Here is a 9,075-nt window from a genome sequence, read left to right as displayed (position 1 = left end):
GATCGCGACATCCACCGGAACCTGCGACTCGGCGTCGGCTACAACTTCACCGAGTTCAGCGATGACATGACCGACTTCGACTACAAGCATCGCGGGTGGTTCTTGAACTTGATGGGCAGCTATTGATCGGCTTGGTCCGTTCAACTCCAGTTTGTGAGTTTCTACAAGACCCTGTCGATAGACATTGGATCTATTTGTGGAAAGGATGCGAGTAAAGCTTATGGCATGTGCGCTTAACCTGTCTCTATTGTTGATGATTCGAGCTAGAAAATTAGGTGTCAGAGGAGTCCATAGTTCCCGCTCTTTGGGGAGGTAATTCGCATGGCCAAGTACGAACTTGCCTCGGCCGAATCGAAGGCGTACTTAAGCGATGAGCAGTGGAGTTCCATAGTCGCATCCCTCTCGGGGAATATAGCGAGCAGAGCGAAGCACGATAGGAATCAATACAGGCGCTTCGTCGAAGCCGTGTTGTGGGTTGCGGTTAACCGGGCATTCTGGAGCGAACTGCCGGCGAGGTACGGTTCGCGCCGATTGGTCTATATCCGCTACGTGCGCTGGTGTGAAGCAGATACTTGGTCGAAAGTCGAAGGGGCTCTTGGGCCACGTGACCTAGGTGCTCTCTTGGGCCTGCTTCTTGTCAAGCAGCGGGATGAGCAACGAAAGCGGAAGCGCCGGCGTGAGCGGAGGTCATCCATGGTCGCGGATGATCAAGCTGCAAACCAAACGAGGTGAGGCGCAGTATGAATCACATATTCCGGATAGTTTGGTCTGCTGTTTCGGAGACCTGGGTCGTGGTCTTCGAGCTCCATGCCGGGTACCGGCGAATTCTTCGGTGATCGCGCCGCCCCCCGCTGCACCGTGGATGCCGAGCTCGATCGATGCCAGGCCCCTGGCGGCAGCTTCTTCGCCGAGCTGCTGGCATCCGGATCTCATCTTGTGCGCCAGCGAACCTAACGTGTTTCAGTCCTGGTCGGCATACGCCGCGTCGAGGCGCACAAGGTCCTGGCAGGTGGTCTCGGCGAATATGACCAGTACTTGGCGAGCCCGGCTCGCGTCGCCGCGGAACAGCCGATTGAGCGACACGAAGTCTGAGGTTCCCACCGAAGCTTCTCCTGTGCGTCGACGATTGACCGCATGCAAGCCGACTTCCCTCCCAATCGCTTCCGGTCTGCTAGCCCTTCAGGGCAACTCGCTACGAATGTTCATGAGGGAGTGGCCTCAGTGTCCAACTCACCCTGCCCGCTTGGATTGAGGACGTTGGTCGTCGACGACGACCCACTGATGCTGGCCATCATTTCGGCACTGCTCGAAGACGCCGGTTTCGAATCGCTCGAAACCGCGCACGACGGCTCGTCCGCTCTCGAACGCCTGGCTGAGCATCCTTTCGAGTTGATGATCTGCGACCTCAATATGCCGGGGATGGACGGCATCCGCCTGATAAGCCGGTTGGCCTCGCTCGCTGCGCTTCCGGCGGTGGTGTTGTTGAGCGGCGAGGATCCGCGCGTGCTGGATGTCAGCCGGCAGTTCGCCGAGGCCAAGGGACTGACCATCCTCGGCGTTCTGGCGAAACCAGTCGACCAAGACGCGCTGATGGCGGTGTTGCGGCGATATCGCCCGGCGGCGTCGCAGCCGGCGGCGAGCGCGGCTCCGACCATGCTCACCCGTGAAGGGATCCGCGCGGGCATTGCCGGCAGCGCCCTGCAATTGGCGTATCAACCCAAGGTGGATCTGGAGCTGGGCACGATCGTCGGCGCCGAGGCGCTGTTGCGCTGGCAAGATCCGGAACTGGGCCGGGTGCCCGCGCCCGAGGTGATACACGCGGCCGAGAACGCGGATCTCATCGACGCGCTGACCCTCGGCGTTCTACGGCGGGCGGTCGCCGATCGCGCCGGCCTGCTGCGGGCGGGCATCGACATCAATCTCGCGTTCAACGTCTCGATGCACAACCTGCATAACCTATCGATCATCGACCAGATGTCCGAAATCGTGGACGGCGCCGGCGATCGAGCGCAGAGCTACACGCTGGAAGTGACCGAAACGCATCTCATGGACAAGCCCGCGCACGTGCTGGAGGCGCGCTTCAAGGTCGCCATCGACGACTACGGCACCGGCGCGGCGACGATGCAGTTTCTGATGCAGCTGCCCAGCACGGAACTGAAGATCGACCGCAGTTTCGTCGGTGCGGCCCCGCTCGGCGAACATGGGCGGGTGCTGTTCCAGTCGGCGATCGGGCTGGGCAGGCGGCTCGGCCTGACGGTCACCGCCGAGGGCGTGGAAACCGAGACCGAGGCTCGCCTGGCGCTCGAACTCGGATGCCATCTCGGCCAGGGGTATTTCTACGGGCGCCCGATGGGCCTGGATCAGCTGGTCCGGTCGGCGTGCGCGACGAACTGACCCAAGGCCTCGACGAAGCGTCGCGTCTCCACCCGATCAGGACGACTCCAGCATGCACGCGATGATCGATTGGGCCAACGATATCTATGCCGCGTTCTCGCTGCTGTTCCTGGAGACCTGGGGGCGATTCGCCTACGTGCTCGGGCTGGTCTTGGTCTTCTGCGCCTACGGCGGATTCACTCTGCGCCTGAACGGGCGCTGGGGCCTGGGTATCGAGCGCATCGGTTGGGACACGAAGGCGCTGCTGAGCATCGCGCTGACCATCGTGCTGGTCATGGGGGCCGGATATCTGGGCTCGTCCATCGTGCTGGTCGAAGGCGCGCAGACGCTCGAATCGCTGAAAGACGCGATGGTCTTCGTCTGCATCGTGTTGTTCGGATATCCGGCGCTGATCGGAGCGGTGATCGCCTACATTCTCTCGGACATGATCGAAGGCGTATCGCCGGACGTCGTCTGGCGTTGGATCGAATGCTTTCCGATGACCGAGGCCTATTGCTGGATAGGCTACCAGTTCATCGGCAAGGCCCCGGATTTCCGCAAACTGCGCACCTGGGGCTGGTATGCGCTGTTCGTGACGATTTTCATGGCGTTCGTCCCGTCGCTGTGGGAGTACGCCTGCGGTCCGCTGTCGGGGGAGGGCTCGGCCCAGGATTCGTACTACAAGATCACCCCTGCCCTGTTCCTCACCCTGGTCTTCACATGGATCCTGGTGCCGCCGCTGATGCTGGGCGCGCTGCCGTTGACGCGCAAACTCGGGCTGTACTGGGCCGATATTCCGGGGCGGGTGCGCGAACGCCGGCTGGGCAGCAGGGAATGGGCGTGGGAGAGCGGCCAGGGGAGCTTGAGCCCGGGGACGCAGTACGCCCATCGAGGACTGCCGATCCGGATCCTGGTGGAGGTGCCGGTCATCGCCCTGATCTTGATGATGGTCGGCCTGGTGGCTTTCCTTTCGCTGCGCAGCGGCGCGATTTCGGCTACCCAACTCGCCGAACGCCTGCAGGCCGAGACCGCGAACAGCATGCGGATGCAGGTCGACGACGCGCTCGCGATTTCCGGGCCCGGAGCGAAGCCGGAACCAGCCTCGCTGGACGAATTGCTGCGCGGCACGGCCATCGCGAGATCCGGGCGCGCCTTCATCGTCGATCGCGAGGGGCGGCTCGTCGCATCGTCGGAGCGTCAGGCCTCGTCGGAGGCGAATGTCGGCCGCTCCGCGTCGATTGCGGCGACGGCAGTACGGACCCTGCTCGAGCAGCCCGGTGGCATCGCGGCCAGGCAGACGCCGGCCTCGTTCCGATTTGCGGTATCCGGAATGCAGCCCTTCGGCAGCGAAACCTGGCTCGGCCGGATTACTCCTTACCGCCGCCAGGCAGGCGATGCCCCAGCAGGCGAACCGGGTTGGTGGCTAGTCACCGCGCTGCCGGAATCGGATTTCCTCGGTATCATCCAGGAAGGTAACAGCCGCGCCGCCATGGTGTTCATGGTGGCGCTGATCGTGACCGTGCTGATGGCCGCGTTTCTCGCCAAGCTGGTGACCAAGCCCCTGCGAGACATCTCCAACTCCGCACGCGCCATGGCGCGCGGCGACCTGTCCCAACGTGTGCCTGACAGCCGTCTCGAAGAGCTCGAGACGCTTTCCGACAGCTTCAACCATATGGCGAAACGGCTGGAGGAGTCTTTCGCCGAGATCCGCTTGGCCGAAGAGCGGCTGCGAAGCCTGCTATCGATCGCGCCGCTGCCGATTTCCTGGGTCAACGATGAAGGCGTGATCGAATTCTGGAACCCGAAAGCATTGGAACTGTTCGGCTATGCGCCTGACGAAATCGCCACCGCGGAGCAATGGTTCGAACGTGCCTATCCGGACCCCGAATACCGCAGGAGCGTGATCGAGCGCTGGAACGCAGCCGGCGCCAACGGCCCCGACGGCGAGATTCATAGCGGCGAGTACGACATCACCTGCAAGGACGGGCGCGTCGTCACTGCCGAAATAGCGGGCGCACGCTACGGCAGCCTGTCCATCGCGATCTTCAACGACATCACCGAACGCAAACGCAGCGAGGCGGAACTGCGCAAGAGCCAAGCCCAGTTCAAGCTGTTTTCCGACGTGTCGCCGTTGGCTATCGCGGTGGTCGCCGGCCCGCAGGGGGTCGCGGAATACCTCAATCCCAAGTTCGTCGAGTTCTTCGGCTATACCCGCGACGACATTTCGGACATGGCCGGATGGAGTCTGCGTGCCTATCCGGATCCGGTCTATCGCCAGCAGGTCGAGGACAAATGGAGGGGCCAGGTCACCGCTCCGGAACCGTTCGAGACCCGCGTAACCTGCAAGGACGGTTCGGTCAAGAGCATGCTATGGAACTTCGTCGCGGTGGCCGGTAGAACCATCGTTTTCGGTCTGGACCTGACCCCGCGCAAGGAGGCCGAACGCGAGCTGCACCGGGTGTCCGAACGCTTGCAGGTGGCCACCCAGGCGGCCGGCATCGGCATCTGGGACTGGGACGTCGTACGCAACCGGATGGTCTATGACGAGGCGATGTACCAGCTTTACGGTGTCGATCGCACCGACTTCAAGGCGGGCTACGACGCCTGGCAGCAGATGCTGCACCCCGACGATGTACGCCGGATGGAGCGTGCCGTGAAAGCCGCCCTGCGCGGCGAAAGCGAATACAAGGAGGAATTCCGCATCGTGCGACCGGACGGTTCGCTGCGCTTCCTACAGGCTTACGGCCGCACCTCGCGGGACGCGGAGGGCAATCCGCTGCGCATGGTCGGCGTCAATTACGACATCACCGAGCGCAAGCTCGCCGAGCAAGAGCTGCGCCGCCATCGTGACCACCTGGAAGAGCTGGTCGCCGAACGCACCGCTGAACTCGCCATGGCGACCGAGCGCTTGCAGATCGCCACGCAGGCCGCGGACATCGGCATCTGGGACTGGAATCTCGTTGGGAACGAGCTGGCTTGGGACGACGCCATGTTCCGTCTTTACGGCCTTCGCCGCGAGGCCTTCGACGGCATCGAGTCTTGGCGCAACGCCTTGCATCCGGCCGATAGGGAACGGTTGGAGCGGGCGCTCGAGGCAGCATTTCGCGGTGATTGCGACTACAGTGAGGAGTTTCGGGTGATCTGGCCGGATGGCTCGGTGCACCATCTCTATGCGACCGGCAGGACAACGCGTGACGCTAATGGCGAACTGCTGCGCATGGTCGGCATTAACTACGACATCAGTGAACGCAAAATCTCCGAGCAGGCGCTACTGCTGACCGAAGCCCGCCTGGACCAGGCGCTGTCGCTCACCCGTGCCGGCCATTGGGTGGTTACCCTCGACGGTTCCGATTACTACACCAGCTCCGAACGTACCGCGGCGCTGTTCGGCGACGCACCGAACCCGCAATGGCGCTACAGCTTGAAGGCGTGGCGCGCCTGCATCGAAGCGGTGTCCCCGGAAATCGCGGCGGCCACTGCGGAAAAGTTCGCCCAGGCCTGCGCCGGAGAGATCCCGGTCTACGACGCCACCTATCCGTATCGACGCCCGTCCGATGGACGCATCGTCTGGCTGCACAGCCTGGGCGTGGTCGTTCGCGACAAGCTCGATCGTCCCCCCGAGTTGTACGGCGTCTGCCAGGACGTCACCGAAGTCGTCGAGGCGAAACGCGAGTTGGAACAAGCCAAGGCGCATGCCGAAGAAGCAAGTAAGGCCAAGTCCAAGTTCCTTGCGAACATGAGCCATGAGATCCGCACGCCGATGAACGCCATCCTCGGCATGTCGCATCTAGCGCTCAAGGGCAGCGCTGATCCGCAGCAACGCGACTACCTCGGCAAGATCCAGCGCGCCGGTGAGCACCTGCTCAGCGTCATCAACGACATTCTCGACATCTCCAAGGTCGAGGCCGGTCAGTTGACCATCGAGCACTCGCATTTCACCCTATCGCAACTGATGGACGACGTGGCCAACGTGATCGGGGAAAGGGCGGCCGCCAAGGGACTGTCGCTGGCCTTCGATATCGCCCCGCAGACGCCCGGCGAACTGGTCGGCGACAAACTGCGCCTCGGACAGGTGCTGATCAATTACGCGAGCAATGCGATCAAGTTCACCGAGCATGGCGAGGTTCGCGTATCGGTCCGGGTGGTCGAGCGGCGAGCCCGGCAACTGTTGCTCCGCTTTACGGTACACGACACCGGCATCGGGCTCAGCCCCGAGCAGATCGCGAGGGTCTTCGAAGCCTTCCAGCAAGGCGACAGCTCCACCACACGCCGTTATGGCGGAACGGGATTAGGGTTGGCCATCTGCAAGAACCTCGCGCAGATGATGGGCGGCGAAGTCGGCGTCGAGAGTGAGCCTGGCCGCGGCAGCAGCTTCTGGTTCACCGCCACGCTCGGAGTCGTCCCACTGCAGGCGAGTGCTGACCGCCTGAACCCAGATATCCGCGGAAGCCGTATCCTGGTCGTGGAGCCGCCCGACCGAAAATCGGACGGCCTATACGTCGCGCTCACCGGCCTGGGCTTCATCGTCGCTTCCGTCCAGGCCGGCGACGTCGTCGGCGCATGCTGGGAATCGGTCGAATCTGAGCGACCGTTCGATGCGGTCGTGCTCGACCTCGATACTCCCGGGCTCGACGCATTCGCCGTCGCGGATCGGATCGGCTCGCTGGTCGGGGTACGTGCACAACACGTGGCGCTCGCGATCTCCCGAGAGCGCAACGACTTGATCCAACGCGCGGTCGAACACGGGCTCTCCATCGTAACCAAGCCTCTCGCCCCTTCGGAATTGCTGGACGCCTTGGCGCGGATGATCGGCCCGGCTGGCGAGCCGACCTCGCCGCAGTCGGTGATCCCCGACACCACCGCGGGATCTTTCCAAGGCGCACGGGTGCTGGTGGCGGAGGACAACGAGTTCAACCAGGAAGTCGCACGCGGCCTGCTGAGCGAGGCCGGCCTGATCGTCGATGTGGCCGGCGACGGCGCGCAGGCCCTGAGGATGGCGCAGGCCTGCCGCTACGACCTGATCCTGATGGACATGCAGATGCCGGTCATGGACGGCATTGCCGCGACTCGCGAAATCCGGCGCCGGCTACCGCAGCCGGCGACGCCCATCGTGGCGATGACAGCTAGCGCCATGCAGGAAGACCGCGAGCGTTGCTTCGACGCCGGCATGAACGATTTCGTGACCAAGCCGATCGACCCCGATCGGCTGCTGGCGGTACTAGCCAGGTGGATACGGCGCCCTTGAATCGTCGCGGTTCGATGAACCGATGAACCGATGCGCTGATGCGCCGAGCCAGGAGGCGCTGGCGGAACACGAAGCGGATGCCGCTCGGCGACTTGTGCCGATAGTCCATCGTAGTAGCTAGTGCCATGCGCCTGCTCGTCCTCGAAGATCAAGCCGATTTGCATCGGGCTGCCGCCGGATGCCTGCGCTCAAGTGGGCATGCGGTCGACGGGGCGCCCGATCGCGATACGGCGGAATCGTTCGTGCGCTCTTGTGTCTACGACGTCTTCGTGCTCGACCGGCTGCTGCCCAATGGCGATGGCATGACGTTATTGCGGCAATGGCGCGAACGCTGCGTACTGACGCCGGCTTTATTTCTCACTGCCTGCGCCCGGGTCGAAGACCGTATCGTCGGTTCGCCAACGACGCTGGCGACTATCTGGTGAAACCCTATTTGATTGACGAGTTGATGGCTCGCCTCTCGGCAGTCGCCCGCGCCATCACCGGCACTCGCTGGTCCAGACCGGTGTTCTTCGGCCTGCGCGCCACTACTAAAAAGGAAAGGAAGTGAAGAACACCCCGACAACGCTGCGCCGCCTGCGCTGCGCCGTCTACACCCATAAGTCCACCGAGGAGGGACTGGAACGGGAGTACAACTCCATCGACGCCCAGAGCGACGCCGGCCAAGCCTTCATCGCCAGTCGGCGCGCCGAAGGCTGGATTGGCCTCGACGACGAAGACGGCATCGGGGCCGCACCGGGTCCGATCGTCTTACCATCATCGGGCGTTTACACCCAAGGTGGAGTGGTATGCGCCAACGACGGCAGGGCTGTTCGTGGCTTCATCGATTGGAATCGTGGTGGCGATTTCAACGATGCAAGCGAGGCTTCGGTGCCTGCGGTCTGCGCAGGCGGTGTTGTTGATGTGTCCTGGGCCGCGCCGGCGGCGACATTGGCGGGCCCGAGTTATATGAGCCTGCGCATTGCTACGACTGCAGTGGAAGTAGCTGTACCGGTCGGAGTCGCTCGCAGCGGCGAGGTAGAGGACTATGCGGTTAGTTTAGTTCCGTCACAGATCACGCTTGTAAAGCAGCTCAATGGGCGCATGACGATTGACGACTAGTTTACCGTCTCCGTTCAGAAAGCGACGCCGGTTGCGGTCACAACCACCGGCAGCGGCTTAGCCGGTAAGCACAGCTGCTACGCCGGTCGACTCCGGCGGCGCGCTGGTGCATCGTGATGCGCTAACGGCTGGCGCGGGCCCGACAAGTGCCTACATCAAGAGCGCAGAATGCGTTGCGAATGCGGGCAGCAGCGGTGCAGTGCCCGTACTGACAGGGCCAGTGAACGCCGGGAACAATATCGATTGGGTGATAGCCCCGAACTTAGGTAACGATCTCACTTGTACGATTACCAATCGCCGCGCCAAGGGCGACGTTGACTCTTCTAAAGACAGTAGTCAACGACAGTGGTCGCACG

The 9,075-nt window shown here is 63.0% G+C and carries 7 protein-coding genes and 1 pseudogene; 7 read left to right on the top strand and 1 reads right to left on the bottom strand.

Features of this window, described 5'->3' with window-relative positions:
- The first annotated feature begins 321 nt into the window (after positions 1-321).
- Positions 322-732 (top strand): transposase, encoded by a 411-nt coding sequence (locus tag EX88_RS27545; RefSeq protein WP_081931359.1) that lies wholly within the window; start codon positions 322-324, stop codon positions 730-732.
- Between the two features lie 8 nt (positions 733-740).
- Complete coding sequence (locus EX88_RS27540) at positions 741-836, top strand: ESPR-type extended signal peptide-containing protein (RefSeq protein WP_081931358.1); 96 nt, start codon at positions 741-743, stop codon at positions 834-836.
- Between the two features lie 124 nt (positions 837-960).
- Here the strand turns inward: EX88_RS27540 and EX88_RS26645 are convergent, their stop codons facing one another.
- Positions 961-1,101, bottom strand: a complete 141-nt coding sequence (locus EX88_RS26645; RefSeq protein ID WP_161786164.1) for a hypothetical protein — start codon at positions 1,099-1,101, stop codon at positions 961-963.
- A 156-nt stretch (positions 1,102-1,257) separates the two neighbouring features.
- Here EX88_RS26645 and EX88_RS0121665 point away from each other — a divergent pair, with 156 nt between their 5' ends.
- The 5 genes and pseudogenes from EX88_RS0121665 to EX88_RS27535 form a co-directional block, all read left to right on the top strand.
- Positions 1,258-2,394, top strand: a complete 1,137-nt coding sequence (locus tag EX88_RS0121665) for an EAL domain-containing response regulator (RefSeq protein WP_031374072.1) — start codon at positions 1,258-1,260, stop codon at positions 2,392-2,394.
- Positions 2,395-2,446: 52 nt separating this feature from the next.
- Positions 2,447-7,618, top strand: a complete 5,172-nt coding sequence (locus EX88_RS24880; RefSeq protein ID WP_051885411.1) for a PAS domain-containing protein — start codon at positions 2,447-2,449, stop codon at positions 7,616-7,618.
- A gap of 125 nt (positions 7,619-7,743) precedes the next feature.
- Positions 7,744-8,043: a response regulator gene (locus EX88_RS24075; RefSeq protein ID WP_051885410.1), complete on the top strand. Its 300-nt coding sequence runs from the start codon at positions 7,744-7,746 to the stop codon at positions 8,041-8,043.
- 121 nt (positions 8,044-8,164) lie between these two features.
- On the top strand, positions 8,165-8,719 hold the full coding sequence (locus EX88_RS26960) for a GEVED domain-containing protein (protein ID WP_031374070.1): 555 nt from the start codon (positions 8,165-8,167) through the stop codon (positions 8,717-8,719).
- An 82-nt stretch (positions 8,720-8,801) separates the two neighbouring features.
- A pseudogene (locus EX88_RS27535) lies at positions 8,802-9,075 on the top strand (hypothetical protein); the annotation flags it as partial.

It is taken from the genome of Lysobacter antibioticus (assembly GCF_000731095.1).
GTDB lineage: Bacteria > Pseudomonadota > Gammaproteobacteria > Xanthomonadales > Xanthomonadaceae > Lysobacter > Lysobacter antibioticus_B.
Note: the sequence above shows the minus strand (reverse complement) of the source record. Positions and strands in the feature narration are given on the sequence as shown.

Coding starts and splice junctions, on each gene's coding strand:
- EX88_RS27545 (WP_081931359.1), top strand. CDS start 322: ATGGCCAAGTACGAACTTGCCTCGGCCGAATCGAAGGCGTACTTAAGC.
- EX88_RS27540 (WP_081931358.1), top strand. CDS start 741: ATGAATCACATATTCCGGATAGTTTGGTCTGCTGTTTCGGAGACCTGG.
- EX88_RS24880 (WP_051885411.1), top strand. CDS start 2,447: ATGCACGCGATGATCGATTGGGCCAACGATATCTATGCCGCGTTCTCG.
- EX88_RS24075 (WP_051885410.1), top strand. CDS start 7,744: ATGCGCCTGCTCGTCCTCGAAGATCAAGCCGATTTGCATCGGGCTGCC.